The organism is Actinomadura sp. 9N215 (genome assembly GCF_044326345.1).
Classification (GTDB): domain Bacteria; phylum Actinomycetota; class Actinomycetes; order Streptosporangiales; family Streptosporangiaceae; genus Spirillospora.
Genome location: NZ_JBIRBA010000023.1, coordinates 81877 through 99061, shown reverse-complemented (window position 1 = coordinate 99061; position 17185 = coordinate 81877). Strand labels below are relative to the sequence as shown.

Sequence of the window (17185 nt, the reverse complement as noted above, 5' to 3'; positions counted from 1 at the left end):
CCCGCTCCCCCACCCCGGGATCATCCCTTGAGATCTCCAGCGTCATCGGTCAGGTCGACCTCCCGCGCCCGGAACAGCGCGGTGACGACGGCGAACCCCATCGCCATCTCCAGCGCCATCGCCGTGACAGCGACCAGGACGAGGACCTGCCCGTCCGCCGACCCGGGCGACACCCAGCGCCAGAACCCGGCGGCCGCGACGATCACCCCGTTGACCATCAGTTCGAGGCCCATCATCAGCATCACGATCGACTGCTGCGACAGCGCGCCGAACAGCCCGACGCAGAACAGCGCGGCGGCCAGCAGCAGAAACGCCTCAAGCGTCATCGCGACCCCCGGCATGGCGGCCTGCATCGGTGCGGCCTGCATCGGTGCGGCCTCCGTCGTAGCGGCCGTGCTGGGTCGCCAGCGCCACGGTCGCGATCATGGTGGCCAGGATGGCGATGCCGATCACCATCATGACCAGCATCTTCGGCCCCATGATCGACTCTCCGAGCGCGAACGCCGGGTCGCGCGGCGGCCGTCCGTCCCGCTCGGGCCACGGCACCGCGAAGATCCCCGCCGCCAGCGCCGCGAACGCGCCGCCCGCGATGACGGCCGCGCCCCGCGCGTTGTGGACCATCGTCATCGGCATCAGCCCGGCCGGGTTCATCATGTACATGACCATGAAGACGACCATCACCAGCATCTCCATGATCATCATCAGCACGACCAGCGCCCCGAGATAGCGCAGCCCGATCAGCAGCAGCTCGCCCCCGACGCAGAGGAAGGACGCGAGCAGCGCGAACGTCGCCCGCGCCATCGAGTCGACGGCGAACACCGCGGCGCCGAACCCGACCGCCGCCACGGCGAGCACCCAGAACCCGGCGTCCTCCATCACTCCCCGCTCCTCCTCACACGACGACGATTCCGACGACGAGCATCTGCAGCAGCGTGGCGGGGATCAGCACCGTCCACGCGACGGTCATGAACCGGTCCATGCGCAGCACCGGCAGGCGTTGCCGCGTCCACACCAGCAGGGCCAGGACGGCGCACGCCTTCACCCCCGACCACAGCCACCCCGGCAGCAGCGGCCCGTCCCCGCCACCGAGGAACAGCGGGACCGCGACGGCGGCCGACACCGTCAGCAGCCCGTAGCGTCCCGCCAGGAAGAGCACCCGGTCCGGCCCGGGCAGCTCCAGTGCCGCGCCGCCCGCCAGGTCATCGCCCACCGGATGCCCGAACGGCCCCCAGAACGCCATGGCCAGCGCGGACATCAGGTAGACGGCGAACGCCACCGGCATCCAGACCGCGTACCAGAGCCCGTCCTGCGCCTCCCCGATGGCGCGAAGGTCGAGCGAGTGCGCGGCCAGCGCCGCCGTGATGAGCGCGAACATGTGCGGCAGCTCGTACGCGAGCCCCTGCGCGATGAACCGGTACCCGCCGACCAGCGCGTACGCCGAGTTGGCGCCCCATCCGGCGAGCCACACCGACGCCCACGCCACCACCTCCATCGCGTTGAACCAGACGACCCCGATCGACGTGTCCACCGCGGCCCGGTCCCCGAACGGCACCACGAGCGCCGCGAGCGCCGCCGCCACCGGCAGCGAGATCACCCCGATCCTGGCCAGCAGCAGGTCGGCCCGGGCGGTGACGCGCCGCTGCAGGGTCAGCAGCCGCACCACCTCGTGGAACGGCTCGGCGGGACGTCCCGCGAACGCCGCGTTCAGCGACGCGGCCCCCACCGCCAGCACGCCCAGCACCAGCACCTCAACCATCACCGGCCGCCCCGAGATCGGGATCGAGACCGGCGACGATCAGCCGCGCCTCCGCCAGCCCGGCCCCTTCGAGCAGCGAGGGCAACACCGCCAGCGCCTCACGCCACGCCCCGCGCCCGCGACCATCCAGCCCACCGGCCTGCCCACCAGCCCGCCCACCGGCCCGGCCACCGGCCCGCCCGGGAGCCTGCCGACCGGGCTGCCCGTCCAATGCGGTTCCGATGTCACGCAGCCACTCGTCCAGCCGGGGCCACACGTCCCCGACGTCCCGCGTCATCCATCGCAGTGCCCGCGACCGGCCGACCCTCCGCGCGAACGGAAGGAACCGCTTCGCCAGCACCTCGTCCGGGACGCCCGCCAGCGCCTCGTCCCTCAGCACCGCCGCGCGCTCGCCCGCCGCCTCCCACCCCGCGACGCGCAGCAGCCGGGACACGCTGTCGAGACGGCACGCCGCCCACCGCGCCATCCCGTCGTCACGGTCCCAGAACGAGCCGTCCGCCGTGTCGACCGCGGTGGCCTCGGCCGCCTGGACGACGTCGCCCTGCAACGTCAGGTCGACCCGCAACCCCGCGGGCCAGTACGCCAGCACGGGCCCGAGCGGCACGTGCAGGACGTCGAGCCGCAGCCCGTCCCGATCGTCCGCCCGATCGGCCATGGAGACCTCGTCGAGTCCCCACGGCGGCCGCGAACCATCAGCGCCCCCCACCCCGACAGTGCCCCCTACCCCGACCAGGTCCGCCGAGGCCCGGACGCGCGGCTCCGGCATGTCCCGCCACACGGCGTCGATGGCCTCCGCCAGCTCCGCCCCCGGATCGCCGCACACCACGAGCGTCCCCGTCTCGGCGGGCGAGAGCGCGGCCCGCCACCCGCGCCGCCGCAGCTCGGCCTCGACCCGCACCCTGTCGCCCGTCCCGTCCGCCGCCGACACGACGAACGGGCGCGGGCGCGGACGACGAGCCGCGAACGCTCTCAGGCCCACCGCAGCGCCCCCTCACGCCACGCGTACAGCACCCCGACCAGGATCAGCGCCAGGAAGAGGAACATCTCCACGACGGCCTTCACGCCCACGGACGCGACGACGAGCGCCCACGGATACATGAAGACCATCTCCATGTCGAAGGCCAGGAAGACCATCGACACCGTGTACCACCGCACGTGATACCGCGACACCGCGTGCTCGACCGGACGCGCCCCCGACAGGAACGGCCCGGCCTCGACGACCCCCGGAGGGGCCAGCACCCACGAGACGGCGTACACACCGGCGACGAGCGCCGCCACCAGCCCCGCCACCGAAAGGACGACAACGAACGGCGCCATTGCCCCTCCGGGGTACGGGTCACCTCACAACCCGGACCCCTACCTGATCAGGAGCCTGTGAAACCTCGGGCTAACCGTGTCCGCCGTGCCGTTCCCGGTCGGCGGCGGCCGCGCCGAGGATCATCTCGTCCACGACCCAGCGGGCCTCCGGCGACAGGTCGACGAGCGCCCGCAGCACCTCGGGACGGATGACGCCGTTCTCGACGTCGCGCCGCAGCGCCTTGAGCGTGAGGTCCTCCCCGATCGGCTCGGCCTCGCTCGGGAAGCCGAAGAACCCGATCGGCACGCCGAAGAACGTGGCGAGCGCGGTGAGCGTCTTGAGCTGCGGGTTCTCCTGCCGTCCCGTGCGCAGCTTCCACACGGTGGTGGACGAGATGTCCTCGCCGGTGGCGTGCGCGATGGCGGCGGCGGTCTCCACGTTGTTGCGCGGCGCCTCCGCGTGCGCGGGCCACAGGTTCCGGATCAGCCATTCGAGCTTGTCGGCCAGCGACGCGGCCGGCGACACCGCGCCCGACGCCCCCACGCCCGGCGACGCTCCGCCCGAGGCCCCGCCTGACGCTCCGCCTGACGCTCCGCCTGAGGCCTCGCCCGACGACGTCGCGTCCGTGCGATCCCGCATCATGCCCCTCCCACCGTGCCAATGATTTTAGTTGACCACAGCCGCGCCGATCAGCCAAGGACGCGCACCCCCTCCGAAAGTCGCGGCCGTCCCCTCCGTCCGGCGCTGCCGCGCGCCGCACTCCCTCCGCTTCGATCAAGGGGTACGGAAAGGGGCATCAACGTGACCGAGTTCGCCGCGCGGACCGAAGACGTCCGCAAGACCTACGGGACGGGCGACGCCCGCGTGACGGCGCTGGACGGCGTCACCGTCGGCATCCCCCGCGAGCGCTTCGTCGCCGTGATGGGCCCGTCCGGCTCAGGGAAGTCGACGCTCATGCACGTCATGGCCGGCCTGGACTCCCCCGACTCGGGCCGCGTCCACGTCGGCGACACCGACATCACGGACCTGGACGACCGCGGCCTCACCCGGCTCCGCCGCGACCGGGTCGGTTTCGTGTTCCAGGCGTTCAACCTCGTCCCGACCCTGACCGCGCTGGAGAACATCACGCTCCCCGCCGACATCGCGAGCCGGCGGCTCTACCAGGCCTGGCTCGACGAGGTGATCGACACGGTCGGCCTCCGAGACCGCCTCTCCCACCGTCCGGCGCAGCTCTCCGGCGGCCAGCAGCAGCGCGTCGCCTGCGCCCGCGCCCTCGCCGGACGCCCCGAGCTGATCTTCGCGGACGAGCCGACCGGCAACCTCGACTCCCGCTCCGGCGCCGAGGTCCTCGCGTTCCTGCGCCGCTGCGTGGACGAGCTGCGCCAGACGATCGTGATGGTCACCCACGACCCGTCCGCCGCCGCGCACGCCGACCACGTGATCACCCTCACCGACGGCCGCGTCCTCGACCGGCAGAGCTAGCCGCGCCCTCCCTCTCAGGTCGCGCCCTCTCCCCCCACCCGGTGAACTTTGCCAAGAGTAGTTGCAAAGCCTCTTTGCAACTTCTACCGTCCAGAGCATGAAGGAACAACCGCCGCCCGAGGCGATCACCGATCCGCGGCAGGTGCGCCTCCTCGCGCACCCGCTGCGGCAGCGGATCGCCGAGATCATGCGGCGCGGTCCGGTGTCGTCCACGACCCTCGCCCGCGAGCTCGGCCAGAGCACCGGCTCGACGAGCTACCACCTGCGGCAGCTCGCCAAGCACGGGTTCATCGAGGAGGCTCCGGAGCTGGCGCGCGGACGGGAGCGCTGGTGGCGGGCGGTGCCCGGCGACCGGCGGTTCCCCCCGTACAGCGAGCAGTCCCCGGAGATGCGCGCGGCGCTGGAGGAGCTGACCCGCCTGGAGTTCGCCAACGAGCTGGACATGCTCACCCGCTTCCAGCGCGAACGCGACAAGCTCGGCGGGCCGTGGGCGGACGCGCTGCTCTTCTCGTTCGCCACCGTCACGCTGACGCCGGACCAGGTGCGTCCCTTCTTCGAGGAGTACATCGCGCTCCTCTACCGCTACAAACGCGCCGACGACGACCCGCACCCGGAGGCGCGCACCCTCTACGCCAGATTCCTGGCGTTCCCGGAGGTCTGAGGCCCTGAGGCCCGGGGCCCAGCAAGGCCCGGCCCAGCGAGGTCCGGGCCGCCGAGTTGCCCCTCGGCGGCCCGGACGGGCGGAGCCCGCATCACCACGCCGAACGGCGTGTTTCTCACGCGACAGCGAACCCCACGGAAAGGAGAGCACCTCATGCTGCTCTCACGCAAACACCGGACGCCCGCGCCATCGCCGGGCCGCCTGCTGAAATGGGCGGTCCTGCTGGCCTGGGTCGCGATCACCGTCCTGGCCGTCCCGGCCGCGAGCAGCCTGCCGGACGTCGTCGAGGGGAAGGCGACCGCCGAACTCCCGCGCGGCGCCCAGTCCACGAAGGTCGAGGAGCTGGTCCCGCGCTTCCCAGGCGGCGAGCTGTCCCCCGGCATCGTCGTCTACTCCCGCTCCTCGGGCATCACGCCCGCCGACCGGGCGAAGGCCGAGACCGACCGCCGCGCGCTCGCGCCCCTCGCCGCGGGGCCCGTCGCGCCGCCGCGGGCGTCCGGCGACGGCAGGGCGCTCATACTGAACGTCCCGCTGCCGGACGACGACGCCCTCACCGAGAAGGCCGAGAAGCTCCGCGACCAGTCCCGCGCGAACACCCCGGACGGCCTGGACGTCCGCCTGACCGGCCCCGCGGGCTCCGCGCTCGACGTCGGCGACGCCTTCGAGAACATCGACAAGCCGATCCTCATCATCACGATCCTCGTCGTCACCGCCGTGCTGCTGCTCACCTACCGCAGCCCGATCCTGTGGCTGCTGCCGATCGTGAGCGCGGCGATCGCGCTCCAGGCGGCGAACGCGGTCGTCTACCTCCTCGGCGAGCACGCCGGCCTCTACGTGGCGGACGGCATGTCCACCATCCTCAACGCGCTCGTGTTCGGCATCTCGACCGACTACGCGCTGCTCCTCCTCGCCCGCTACCGCGAGGAGCTGCGCCGCAGCCCCGACCGCCACCGCGCCATGGCGGTCGCGCTCCGCCGCGCCGCCGCGCCAATCGTCGCGTCCGCCGCGACGGTATCGCTCGGCCTTCTCTGCCTGCTCGCCGCCGACATGGGCTTCAACTACGCGCTCGGCCCGATCGGCGCCATCGGCGTCCTCGCCGGGCTGGTCGTCGTCATGTCGCTGCTGCCGGCGCTGCTCGTCATCTTCGGACGCTGGATCTTCTGGCCCCGCATCCCGCGCCACGGCGACGCCCCGCCCGCCCGCGGCGTGTGGGACCGCGTCGGCCACCGCATAGCGGCCCACCCCCGCCTGGTCTGGATCGGCGGCCTCGCGGTCCTCGGCGCGCTCGCGTCCGCCGCGCTCGGCATCAACACGGGCCTGGACCGCGCGAACTTCCTCACCGACACGCCGAGCTCCACCGTCGGCGAACGCATCCTCGCCGAGCACTATCCCGGCGGCGAGGGCCGCCCGCTCCAGGTCATCACCGACAAAGCGGACGCGCCCGAGGTCACCGCCGCCCTCCGGGACGCCCCCGGCGTGGCCGCCGTGCAGAGCCCCCAACCCTCCAAGGACGGACGCCTCACCAAACTCGAAGTCGTCCTCGACGACCCGCCCGACAGCGCGGCGGCCGAGCGGACCGTCCGCGACCTCCGCCGGACGGTTCCCGCCGCCACGATCGGAGCGAGCACGGCCGCCGAGATCGACCTGGCCGAGGCGCAGGCCCACGACCGCCGCGTCGTCATCCCGCTCGTCCTGGCCGTCGTGTTCCTGATCCTGATCGCGCTGCTCCGCGCCCTGGTCGCCCCGATCCTGGTGATCGGCACGGTCGTGGCGTCGTACTTCGCCGCCCTGGGCGCGTCCTGGCTGCTGTTCCGGTACGCGTTCGACTTCCCGGCCCTGGACACGCAGGTCGCGCTCATGGGCTTCCTGTTCATGGTCGCGCTGGGCGTGGACTACAACCTGTTCCTCGTCGCCCGCGTCCGCGAGGAGGTCGGGCGCAGCGACCACCGGACGGGCGTCCTGCGCGGCCTGGGCGTCACCGGCGGCGTCATCTCCAGCGCCGGGCTCGTCCTGGCCGCGACCTTCGGCGTCCTCGGGGTCATGCCGGTCACGATGATGGTGCAGATCGGCCTTCTGGTCTCGCTCGGCGTGCTGCTGGACACCTTCTTCGTCCGCTCCGTCATCGTCCCCGCCCTCGCGCTGGACACCGGCCGCCACTTCTGGTGGCCCGGCCGAATCGCGGCGCGGACGAACGGAACTTCAGATGCCCAATCGGCATCGGAGATCCCGCACCCGCAGATAAGGTAGCGGCGTTCACAACACGGGCCGATTGGGCCATACGGCGGACACCGGGAGGCGGAGAACAATGCTGACTCCCGGTGTCGCCCATGAGACCCTTCTTTCCGCGAGGACGCTCCAGTTGTGGGCCGTCACGTTCCTGACGTGCTTCGGAATCGCGTCGGCCGCCGCCGGGCTGATCGAGGCGCTGTTCCGTGACCCCTTCAAGCCTTTCGGCGCCTATTACCTCGGCGCCGCCCTCGTCGGATGTTGCGCGATCGCCACGGCGAACGTGTGGCCGCGCACGTCCTTCTCCCGCTATTTCCCCACCCCCGGGACGACGATCACGATCGTCGTCGGCGACCTCTTCCGGCAGGACGGGCACCTCATCATCGGGATGAACGACACCTTCGACACCGACACCGCCTCGGTGATAGCCCCGCACAGCATCCAGGGCCAGATGCTCGACCGCGAGTACGGCGGCGAGCTCCCGCGGCTGGACGAGGACCTGGAGAAGGCACTGCGGGACGTCCCGGCGTCCCTGATGGAAACGCGCGCCGACCGCCCGCAGGGGAAGCTGGCGAGATATCCGGTCGGAACCGTCGTCGTGATAGGCGAGAGGGACAGAAGGTTCTTCTGCGTCGCCTACTCCACCTCGGACAACGACAATGTCGTGCACTCCACGGTCGACGACCTGTGGCGAAGCCTCTCCGAAACATGGAAGGCCGTCCGCCGTCATGGGGAACGCCGAACCGTCTCGGTCTCCGTACTAGGGACGGGACTCGCCCGCATCAGCAACCTGCCGCCCCACGACCTGATCCGGCTGATCCTCATCTCGTACATGGCGGCGAGCCGGGAGGGCGTGATAGCCGATCAGCTGCGGCTCGTCATCCACCCGAAGCTGGCCGCCAACCTGAACATCCAGGAGATAGAAGACTTCCTGTCGGCTCAGTGAGGCTCAGCCGGCTTTCCCTTGAGCTGCATACTTGCCGCCAGGCCGATGCCGCGTTCGGTAAGATAATAGGTTTTACCCTGCCGCTCGAGCACACCGGAAGCGATCATGAAAATAAGAACCTGCGCAAGGCTTTCCTCTCCCAAGTACCGGGGAGGATCCACCTTGTTTCGTCGCCCCAGCCAGCCACCGAGAAATTGCACGAGTTCATCACGGGTGACTCCGTGCAGGGCGCTCGGCGTCATCGCGCGGAAGACCTCATTCCAGGTCACCTGAACTCCCGATGACTTGCGCCCCGGATTGACGGTGAGCGTGACCTTCTCGTCCCCGCCCTCCAGCGTCGAGTTCCGCGATATCGACCGCCGGCCGATTCTGGACCTCAGCGCGGCGAGCTCGGTCTCCAGCTCCATGATGCGCTCGCGGAGCGCGACGTCGCCATGGGTGTCGGCGCGGACCCAGCCCGCCATCGGATGCGATCTCCGCAGCCGGACCATCCCCCGGCTCACCGCCCCGCCCAGATCCTCCGGAGTCTTCCAGAACTTGCATTGCTTCTGTGCGACGAGCTCACGGAAAGAGGCGAGCGCCGCACGCCCGGCCTCGGATTCCTCGCTCCGCGACAGCGGAAGACTCTGCGGATCCTCGTGCAGGAATCCCATGATCGGCTTCCGGCTTTCGAGGGCGTATTCGTACTCCATCCGCGTGTAGGAGATTCCGTCCTCGTGCACCGAGCCGTAACGGCCGCCCACGATGACGATGTAGTAGTCCGACTCGTCGATGACGTGCTTGATGAGCGTCCACGAATCATCGTCCGACGCCGGGAACAGCTCCATCCCCGCAGGTATGCAATCGAGTTCCAGGAGCGCCTGCATGACGTGCCTGCGCTCCTCGACAAGGTCGCTGAAGGTCGAACTCACGAAGACCTGATGGCGTGGATCACTGAACACGGCCCGCCCTCCCCGCTCGCGCCCGGACGGCTCAGCACCCTACCCTTCTCCACGCACCACACGGACGCGATTAACCCTTAATAAGGTCGTCGCGCGCGCATATCCGGGGACCCTCTATTTGCCGCGCAGGACGACCCGGCGGATGAGGTGCACGTCCGTGCGCGGTCCCGTGGACGCGGCGAACCCGAACTTGACCGTGTCCGGAACAGGCTTGGGCGCCCGAAATCTCAGCACACGCCGGAAGCCTTCGCCGTCCTGGAAGTCGATGAAGACCCTGACTATCGGGGCCCTCCCGGACGACACCGCGACACGGACGGTCCGTTTCACCGGCGCCAGCAGAGCTTCGGCCCGTTGCGCGGTGGCGCCGGCAGGTATCGTCCTGCGGCCGCCGTGGAGCTTTCCGGGAAGTGTCGACGGCCAGAACCCTCTGGCCGGCCTCTTACCGGCCGTGGCAGCCAGCAGGCAATAGCCCTCGATGCCGTCGCCGGGGCCCCGGACGGACACGACATTGGGACCGGGAGCGGGCGGACGGAACGCCGTCCCCGCCGGAGAACGCCGCTCACAACCGTTCCCGCGCCCTTCTCCGTCGCCGAAATACTCGCCCAGCGCATCGAGCCCGACGCCGAGATATCCGCCATTGACGCCCGGGACGAATTGAGCGTCCCGCCGGCCGCCCGGCAGCTTCTGCGCGTAACCGAGGCTTCCGCCGAAGGCGCCCGGCGTGGTGAGGGGCCTCGAACCGTCGATGAGGAAGAACGAGATCCCGTCGGCCGGCTCCCGCGTGGTGTTGCCGTACTGCCACTGCTCGAACGTCGCCACCAGCCCGTTCTTCGCGGGAATGGGCGAATCGAACATCACGGCGCCGGTCACTTCGAAATGGGCATCGGTGAGCTGAAGATATCCACGCCGCGCCGCGCCTCCCGGCGGCACGGGACCGGCCGGGTCCCGGCGGCAGCCCCTGAGCGGATGGTTCGTGGCCTCCGCCTCCGCCCTTCCACGCTTGGCGCCGGTCAGACAGGCCGCTCCGTACCCGATGAAGCGCGAGTCCGCGGTGTCGCGGGTGAACGACTCGTCCACCAGAACCGATCCCGGAGCCCGGCGCACCTCCATGGCGTGGCCGGCCGGCGCGACGGCGGGCACGACCGCGGCGACCCCGATCGACGCGGCGATGCGAGTGGCCCAATGCCTCATGTCCCAGTTCTCCCCTCGGGAGTTCGGAGCGATCTCCACCGCATTCATATGACCACGAAGTCACGACGGAAGCCGCCAATTGCCCTTCCCTTGAAAATATGCGAAGCAGATCATCAAGGAAATGCATGTCATTCCGCGCGATGGTCACGCGTTCCCCGTCCCACGGCAACGGCGGCGGGCGCCTGTCACAGCAGCGCCGGGTCGTACCGCGCGGAACGCGCCACGCTCCGGACCTGGCAGCGCAGCTCGTCGTCCTCTTCGGCCTTCCGGAACTCCACCCACAGCTCGCGGAGCCGACCCCGCCTTCGATCGAAGGCCACATGGTCACAGGTCAGCAGGCGGGTCTCGTCGATCAGAACCGCGCTGCCCAGCCGCGCACCGGCCCCCGAATGGACCGCACTCCCAGCCTGTATTGCGGACAAAGAGGACTAGCAACAACAAACCGGGCCTGACATGCTGGTGTTGAACTTTCGGACTCCCGGTGTCCGTACGGTACCGGTGAGCGACGCACGGGCGGTGCGGCAATGGAATTCCCCGAGTCGGCGCAGGACCGCGCGCACGACGAGAACGCGATGGAGAACTGGGTGGCGATCCGGGACAGCAAGGACCCGGCGGGTCCCGTGCTCTTCCTGGTCGAGCACGAATGGCGGGTGCTCCTCCGCCGTATCAAATCAGGCCACTACGACCCGGACTGATCAACCTTCGGGGACGTCTTCAGCAGTGGGCAGACAAGGCAGGAACGCCGGTGCTCGGCCACCTCTCCCGCCCCCGCCGGGGGTCGGTGCCGGACGACGGCGACGCTCACACACTGGTTATTGGCCCCTCCACCAGAGCGAGTACTCGTCCGCCAGTTCGCCAGCCCGATGGTCTTCCTGGAGATCATCGCCGCTCTCGGCTCCCCTCCGATTCCATGTTTCTCCGAACAGAATGCATGACGGCCGGACCCTTGAAACGCCTGACCGGGCGGCCCATTTCTCTTTCACGCCGGCTCGTCAAAGTGGAATCGTGTAGATGTCACAGTCGGCGCGGGTATTTCTTTCGGCGGCAGTCGTGGCCGGATGGGTCGCGCCCAGTGTGCGCCGATAACGCACCAGGACGTCGGCGAAGAGCGTCTCGGCCTCCGCCTCGCCTTCGCCGCCGAGTGCACGCAGGTCGAGCGCGAGGTTGAGCATGGCCGCCAGCGTCGTCGGGTGGTCCTCGCCGTTGACGCGCCTCGCCCGCTCATAGGCCGCGCGGCCCAGTTCGGCGGCGTCCTCGGTGTCGCCGTGGGCGGAAAGGCTGCTGGCGTGGTTGATGGCGCCGATGATGGGCCAGGGGTGGTCCTCGCCGAGCGCCTCGGCGAGGGGCGGCAGGATCTCGTCCTCCAGGTGGAGGGCCTCCTCGATGCGTCCGGCGAGGCGCAGCGAGACCGCGACGTTCACCTTCGCGGCCAGGGTCGAGGGATGCAGGGCGCCGTAGAGGACCTCGTGCTGCTCGGCGACGTCCTGGCCGGCGATGATGGACTGCTGGATGTTGCCGGCCTGCCGCAGGTTGATGGCATGGTTGAGCGCCATGCTGCTGTACCCGGGCACCTCGTCACCGTAACGCGCCCGCCCCAGCGCCAGGGCTTCGGCGGACAGCGTGAGCGCGGTGTCATGGTCACCGGCCTTGCGCTCCGCCACCGACAGGGTGCTGAGGTTGTCCAACGTGCCCGGATGGTTCTCGCCGTACCTCGCGCGCATCCGAGCGAGGTTCTGGCGAATGATCTCCCGGGCCTCCAGGTAACGGCCGCTCTCCATGACGTCGAAACCGAGGCCGGCCATCGTACTGATCGTGTGCAGGTGGTTCTCGCCGAGCACGCGGGCCTGGCGCGCATGCGTATCGCGGTCCAGTTGCTCGGCCTCCTCAGGCCGTCCGCTGAGGCGCAGGCTGATGCCGTAGAAGAAGGCATGCGTGAGCGTGACCGGGTCGTCCGGCCCGAACCGCTGGCGCGCCGTCTCGAACACGCGCCGGCCCGTGTCGAGCGACCCCGCGAAGTCCCCGAGCATGCGCTGCCCGTTGCTGACGAACCCCTTGGCCACCAGGGACCGCTCGTGGTCCTCGCCGTACTTCGCGACCAGGATGTCCCGGGCGTTCTGGTCCCCTTCGTAGGCCTCCCGGTGCAGCCCGAGGCTGCGCAGCGCCCGCCCCAGGGTCAGCTGCGCTTCGAGTTTCTGGTCATCGTCGTCCCCGAGCATTTCGGTCCAGGCTTGGACCGCCTCCTGCGCGAGCCTCAGCGAGCCCTGGTAGTCGCCGCACCGGAAGAGGAAGTCCATTGTGTTCAGAACGAGTGAACGCGCCCATTTGTCCGTGGACCGCACGAGTCCCGAGAACCGGATGTGCGGAACCAGGGCCGCGTAGGTCGGCCACTGGTCGGGCGACGCCGTGTTGTTCGGGTCGGCGTTGGCCAGCAGCAGGTGAGCGCAGTGCCGGTACTCGGCCGTCTCCTCGTCGTCGAGCTGGCTGCGAAGGACGCGCTGGACCAGGCGGTGCAGCATGATCGTGTTGTGCCTGTGGCTGATCTTCGCCAGCGCGTACTGGTTGATCGCCCTGATCGCCCGGCCGAGCTGGATGGGATCGGACAGCGCCTCCAGGAGCTCGGCGGGGCCTTCGAGATTGCGCGCACCGGAAAGGACCCGCAGCGAGATCGGCTCGGGAGCGAAGAACGCGCACATCTGCAGCAGCCGCAAAGCCGGCCGGTTGCTCGAATGCAGCCGTTCCAGGGACACGTTCCACGCGGCGGCGACGGGGACGGCGTAGTCGCCCGACGAGGTGTGCTGCGCGAGGAGCTCCTCCGTCTTCTCATGCAGCAGCCGCAGGTACTCGTCCACCGTCATGGCGGTCTCGGCCAGCCATGCCGCGGCCTGCTCGATCGCCAGCGGAAGGTCGCCGAGAGCCTCGGCCAGCCGGTCGGCGGGATCGTCGGCCAGGTCCGGATCGCGGACGCGCAGCAGCTCGATGCTCTCCCGCCGCTCGAACACGTTGACCTCAAGGGTGTGCGCCACCCCCGTCCAGGCGGGGTTGCGCGACGTCACCAGGATCTTGCCCGGCCCGTCCTTCGGGAAGAACTCGCGGACGTCGGTCAGATCCTCGGCGTTGTCGAAGATGAGCAGCCAGTTCCGGAACGGACGCCCGACCCGCAGCGCCTCCAGCACGGCCGGCACCGCGACGTTCACCTCCCGGACGACGGGAAGATCGAGTTCGGCGGCGAGCTCGACCAGGGACTGGCGCATCTGCCCCTCCCCCTCGGCGGGCACCCACCAGATCAGGTCGTAGTCGCGCATGTGCCGGTAGACGTACTCGACCGCGAGCTGCGACTTGCCGACACCCCCCATGCCCTGCAGGGCGTGCGGCAGCACCGCCGTCATGCCCTCCGAAAGCAATGCGTGCAATTCCTGAAGCAGTTCCTCGCGGCCGGTGAACTGGATGTTGCGGGGCGGAATGTTTCCCCAGACCGGGGGCGGCTCATTCGGATCACGATCCGCGGCCGGGGGGACGGAACGGATGGACACGCTGACTCCAGGGGCGACTAGATCGGACGCGATCAGCGGAGGGCTCGCGTTTCGTTGCATGCGAACAGGTGTGTTCAGATCGGCGACGACTTCCCCGGATGACTGCATGACGTCCTCATCACTCACATGATCATCAGTTGCGAGGGTTTGACTACCCGAAGTGATCAACGAGGAACCATCGAGGATCGCCTGAAGCCGTACCGCGGGCTCGCGGTAGGCGGCGCCGAGCGACCTCATGCCGGCGACGAACGGGGAGACGATGGGCGCGCTGGCGGCGGCCACCCGCGGGACGGGCGCCGTCTCCGGCGAGATCAGCAGCTCCCGCAGCGGCGCCAGGACCGCGGCCGCCCCGGTCAGCCGGTCGAGCAGCGACATCATGACCCAGGCGGTCTGCGACCGCCGCCCCCCGGCGAGCAGCGCCTCGCGCACCCCGCCGACGAAGTCGTGGGTGACGGCGACGGCCACCGGATCGGGAGGGTCCGCGGCCACCCGGCGGATCAGGCCGCTGCCCAGCACCTCGGCCAGATCGGACGCCCGCGACGACGGCAGCGTCGCCGCCTGGACCAGCCGCATCAGCGGCAGCGAGAGCGGGAGCGCGGCGAAGTTCGTCAGGAGCTGGAACGCCTCCGGGGACGCCACGGCACGGAACCGGCTCACCAGCTCGGCCGGTGTCCCGTCGGGCCCGCCGGGTGCGGGGACGACCGGCTCATAGGCCTCGTCCGTCTCCGAGAAGGCGCACCAGATGACGGCGCCGTCCAGGTGACGCGTGTCGCCGGTGACGAACCGTCCCCACCGGGCCAGCGGGCCCGCTGCCAGCTCCACCATGGGGACCGGTACGGCCGGCACGTCGGGCTCGTAGGCCGGGACGGCGTCCAGGCGGTGGTTGGGCACGGCCGGGCCCGGGGCCGTCAGCCGGGCGGGGACGGGCCGGGTCCCGGTCCGCCGCCACTGCCGGACGGGCAGCGGATTGACCACCACGGTCGGCGCCGCGTCCGCCACCCGCGCGAGCAGCGGGGCGAGCCGCCCGTCGTACCAGGCGCCTCCCGCGCCGTCGCTGAGCACCATGACGAGCCTGCGGCGCGGGTCGCCGGACCTGACCAGGTCGGGCACGGGCCCGGGCCTGCCGATCGGCTTGGCGGGGCGCAGCCGCAGGTCGGCGGCGGCCGTGTCCAGGTGGTGGACGCGGATCCGCCGGAATGCGCAGACCACCCGGACGGCGTCGATCAGGGCGTCGAATCGGCCGCGATGCAGGCCCGCCAACGGGCTGTCGTCCATCACCACGTCCAGGTCGAGCCACCGTTCCGTGGCAGGTGTGCGGACCGGCCACCAGAGCCGTTCCTGGACGGCGCGCTCGGCGGTGGCCTCCTCGTCGAGGTCGCGTTCCCCGTCCGGCGCCTCGATCGTCCGCTTGAAGACGCGGAAGGCCTTGCCGAGGGCCCGCTTGTCGGGGCACGGCGGCACTTCCACCGGCACCGACTCGACGATGCCGAGCCCGGCGTCATCGGGGCCTCCGGCGGCGACGGGCACCGTCCGCCAGGGATCATGGCCCGCGGCATCGGGACGTGCGGACGGCGGCGTCCGGAGGCCCCGCCGCGGATCTTCGGCGTCGGGCCGGGACGGGGTCGGCGCGTCCGGCAACCCGCCAGGGCCGGGTGCGGGCGGCGGCGGGTCGGCGGCCGGAGACGCCGCTCCGGGACGCGGAACGGAACCCGGAGGCGGTACAGGACGGTCACCGGGAGGCGGCCCAGGACGATCGACCGGAGGCGCCGGCGGACGGTCGCCCGCCGCGTGCCCGGTGTCGCGGGCGGCCGCGGATCGGTGCGCCTCCAACCACAGCGCGTCGGCCATCTCGTACCAGAGCAGGCGGTCGTCCCGCGTCACGCCGGCACCGGTCCGGACGTGCCGAGCGTGCGCCACAGCAGCTCCAGCACGCGGTCGAGGGAGCCGTCGACCGGCAGCCGTCCGGAGGTGACCAGATAGACGGCGCTGAGCAGCTGGTCGCCTGACATGTCCCGGGTGACGGACCGCTGTTCGAGGAATCGCGCCAGGAGTTCCCTCGCCTCCTGGGCGTCCGTCCGCCCCAGATGCCCGGCGATCATGTCGGCGAGCCGTTCGGGGGACGGCTCGGCGAGCTCGAAGCGCAGGCAGCGGCGCAGGAAGGCGGGCGGGAACTCGCGTTCGCCGTTGCTCGTGATGATCACCAGCGGGAAGGCGTTGCACTCGACCCGGCCGCGGGTGATCGTCGCCCTGCGCTCCGGGTCGTCGGTGTGCACGCTGACCTGCGGGGCGCGGCCGGCCAGCCGCAACAGCTCCGGGACGGTGAACACACCCTCCTCGAAGACGTCCAGCAGATCGTTGGGCAGGTCTTCGTCGCTCTTGTCCAGCTCGTCGACGAGGAGGACGCGGGGCGCCGCGTGCGGAAGCAGCGCGGTGCCGAGGGGGCCGAGCCGGATGTAGTCGCCGATCGAGGCGGGGTCGGGAGAGGCCGGGGCGTCCCCGCGCGAGTCCCCCTTCGGCTCGCGCGAGTCCCCCTTCGGCTCGCGCGCGTCCGTGCGACGTTCCTGGCGGTCGGCGGCGGACGCCCGGCGCTCGCCCTCCCGCCAGGCGACGTCCTGGGCGCGGCCGATCGCGTCGTAGTCGTAGAGACCGGCGCGGAGCACGCTGCGGGAGCCGATCGGCCAGCGCAGCACGCGGCCGAGGCCGAGCTCACGGCTGATCTTGTAGGCGAGGGTCGACTTGCCGACGCCGGGGCGGCCGAGCACGAGGAGGGGGCGGCGGAGGTACAGCGCGGCGTTCACCGCGTCGATTTCGGCCTCGTCGATACCGGACGGGCTGCCGGGTGCGCCGAGCCTGCGTTCCAGTTGCTCGGCGTCGTCCGGTGGCGGGGGCTGCAGCGGCTCGCCGCGGAAGGCGCGCCAGGGCGGCGGAGGGGGGAGCTCGGAGGCGAGGTCGAAGCCGCCGGGGGGAGGCGTCCCCGTCCCCTGGTAGATCCACCAGTCAGGCACGCCACCGCCGAGCCCGTTCGACGGTCCCTTGTCTCGCGCGTGCGAACCGACACGGTCGGGCCGCTCATCGGCGCTCACGGCACAAACCCCCACCAAATGGGCAGCAGTGACACAAACGAACATTGTTCACTTTGGCCGCGCAGCAGCCGG

Annotated in this window: 16 protein-coding genes; 5 read left to right on the top strand and 11 right to left on the bottom strand. The window is 70.8% G+C overall.

What is annotated here, in order from left to right; genetic code table 11:
- Positions 1-20 precede the first annotated feature (20 nt).
- From nuoK to ACH34T_RS31855, 6 genes are all read right to left on the bottom strand, one after another.
- Positions 21-326: an NADH-quinone oxidoreductase subunit NuoK gene (gene nuoK, locus ACH34T_RS31880; protein ID WP_396024645.1), complete on the bottom strand. Its 306-nt coding sequence runs from the start codon at positions 324-326 to the stop codon at positions 21-23.
- Positions 316-876: an NADH-quinone oxidoreductase subunit J gene (locus ACH34T_RS31875; protein ID WP_396024711.1), complete on the bottom strand. Its 561-nt coding sequence runs from the start codon at positions 874-876 to the stop codon at positions 316-318. Before ACH34T_RS31875 ends, nuoK begins: the two co-directional genes overlap by 11 nt.
- Positions 877-892: 16 nt before the next feature.
- A complete protein-coding gene (locus tag ACH34T_RS31870) occupies positions 893-1756 on the bottom strand; it encodes an NADH-quinone oxidoreductase subunit H (protein WP_396024644.1) in 864 nt (287 codons plus the stop codon).
- Entirely contained in the window at positions 1749-2735 is a 987-nt protein-coding gene (locus tag ACH34T_RS31865) for a hypothetical protein (protein ID WP_396024643.1), read from the bottom strand. Before ACH34T_RS31865 ends, ACH34T_RS31870 begins: the two co-directional genes overlap by 8 nt.
- Entirely contained in the window at positions 2726-3073 is a 348-nt protein-coding gene (locus ACH34T_RS31860; protein WP_396024642.1) for an NADH-quinone oxidoreductase subunit A, read from the bottom strand. The genes ACH34T_RS31865 and ACH34T_RS31860 overlap by 10 nt, the downstream gene beginning before the upstream one ends.
- A gap of 70 nt (positions 3074-3143) precedes the next feature.
- Positions 3144-3596, bottom strand: coding sequence for a hypothetical protein (locus tag ACH34T_RS31855; RefSeq protein WP_396024641.1), 453 nt, complete (start codon positions 3594-3596; stop codon positions 3144-3146).
- A 252-nt stretch (positions 3597-3848) separates the two neighbouring features.
- On the opposite strand from ACH34T_RS31855, the gene ACH34T_RS31850 reads away from it, so the two are divergent.
- The 4 genes from ACH34T_RS31850 to ACH34T_RS31835 all read left to right on the top strand — a co-directional run bounded on the left by ACH34T_RS31850 (position 3849) and on the right by ACH34T_RS31835 (position 8368).
- Positions 3849-4535, top strand: coding sequence for an ABC transporter ATP-binding protein (locus tag ACH34T_RS31850; protein ID WP_396024710.1), 687 nt, complete (start codon positions 3849-3851; stop codon positions 4533-4535).
- Between the two features lie 97 nt (positions 4536-4632).
- On the top strand, positions 4633-5196 hold the full coding sequence (locus tag ACH34T_RS31845) for an ArsR/SmtB family transcription factor (protein WP_396024640.1): 564 nt from the start codon (positions 4633-4635) through the stop codon (positions 5194-5196).
- A 153-nt stretch (positions 5197-5349) separates the two neighbouring features.
- Entirely contained in the window at positions 5350-7443 is a 2094-nt protein-coding gene (locus ACH34T_RS31840) for an MMPL family transporter (RefSeq protein WP_396024639.1), read from the top strand.
- A 58-nt stretch (positions 7444-7501) separates the two neighbouring features.
- Positions 7502-8368 (top strand): macro domain-containing protein, encoded by an 867-nt coding sequence (locus tag ACH34T_RS31835; protein ID WP_396024638.1) that lies wholly within the window; start codon positions 7502-7504, stop codon positions 8366-8368.
- Here the strand turns inward: ACH34T_RS31835 and ACH34T_RS31830 are convergent.
- The 3 genes from ACH34T_RS31830 to ACH34T_RS31820 all read right to left on the bottom strand — a co-directional run bounded on the left by ACH34T_RS31830 (position 8362) and on the right by ACH34T_RS31820 (position 10820).
- The gene (locus tag ACH34T_RS31830) at positions 8362-9309 is read right to left on the bottom strand and encodes a DUF4062 domain-containing protein (protein ID WP_396024637.1); all 948 of its coding nucleotides are present in this window, start codon (positions 9307-9309) and stop codon (positions 8362-8364) included. The genes ACH34T_RS31835 and ACH34T_RS31830 overlap by 7 nt on opposite strands.
- 114 nt (positions 9310-9423) lie before the next feature.
- Entirely contained in the window at positions 9424-10500 is a 1077-nt protein-coding gene (locus ACH34T_RS31825; protein ID WP_396024636.1) for a hypothetical protein, read from the bottom strand.
- A gap of 185 nt (positions 10501-10685) precedes the next feature.
- Positions 10686-10820 carry a hypothetical protein gene (locus ACH34T_RS31820; RefSeq protein ID WP_396024635.1) on the bottom strand — a complete coding sequence of 45 codons (135 nt, stop codon included), beginning with the start codon at positions 10818-10820 and terminating at the stop codon, positions 10686-10688.
- A gap of 204 nt (positions 10821-11024) precedes the next feature.
- Here ACH34T_RS31820 and ACH34T_RS31815 point away from each other — a divergent pair, with 204 nt between their 5' ends.
- Positions 11025-11195 (top strand): DUF397 domain-containing protein, encoded by a 171-nt coding sequence (locus ACH34T_RS31815; protein ID WP_396024634.1) that lies wholly within the window; start codon positions 11025-11027, stop codon positions 11193-11195.
- 297 nt (positions 11196-11492) lie between these two features.
- Here ACH34T_RS31815 and fxsT read toward each other — a convergent pair whose 3' ends face one another.
- Positions 11493-15911, bottom strand: coding sequence for an FxSxx-COOH system tetratricopeptide repeat protein (gene fxsT / locus ACH34T_RS31810; RefSeq protein ID WP_396024633.1), 4419 nt, complete (start codon positions 15909-15911; stop codon positions 11493-11495).
- Positions 15908-17035: an AAA family ATPase gene (locus ACH34T_RS31805; RefSeq protein WP_396024632.1), complete on the bottom strand. Its 1128-nt coding sequence runs from the start codon at positions 17033-17035 to the stop codon at positions 15908-15910. The genes fxsT and ACH34T_RS31805 overlap by 4 nt, the downstream gene beginning before the upstream one ends.
- Positions 17036-17185 lie beyond the last annotated feature (150 nt).